The 548-nt window shown below is 50.2% G+C and carries 1 protein-coding gene; it reads right to left on the bottom strand.

Annotation, left to right across the window (positions count from 1 at the left end; genetic code table 11):
* The coding region (locus R7040_RS29170) for an MFS transporter (RefSeq protein ID WP_411978234.1) at window positions 1–548 on the bottom strand (548 nt) is incomplete at both ends.

Here is a 548-nt window from a genome sequence, read left to right as displayed (position 1 = left end):
GGTCAAGGTGATGGCGGTAAACAGCACTACAACCAACGACAAATGCCACGCTTCACTCAATCCAAGTTGCACCAGCGTCATACTCACCAAGGAAGAGACCACCATTTGACCGCCGCCAGACATGGCTGCCGCCGCGCCCGCTTGTTCTTTGTATGGTTGCATCACAAGTGCTTGTGCACAAGGCAACGCAATGCCATTGCCAAGAATCATCAACAATTGTCCAATCATCAAATACAAGGGCTCTACCGGGCAGAAAAACAACCACAGTGCCGCACTGATATGCAAAACAGGCGTGCAAAGTAGCATTTTCTTATTTCCGATGACGGGGCGGATGCGGTTACAAATGGTTGTGCCGCCGAGCATGCCTAACGCGGGGATCAGTGCCCACATGGCGTATTCGTCCGATGTCATCCCGATTTGGTCTTGCATGATAAAAGGCATCACGGAGACGGTCGTGATCATCAAGCTGAAGTTGAGCCAACTGATGCTCGCAAAACTCATAAAATATCGAGACGAGAGCAAATCACGATACTGCACCAACATTTTGG

It is taken from the genome of Vibrio sp. 1069 (genome assembly GCF_033340555.1).
This window is presented reverse-complemented; position numbering and strand designations above follow the sequence as displayed.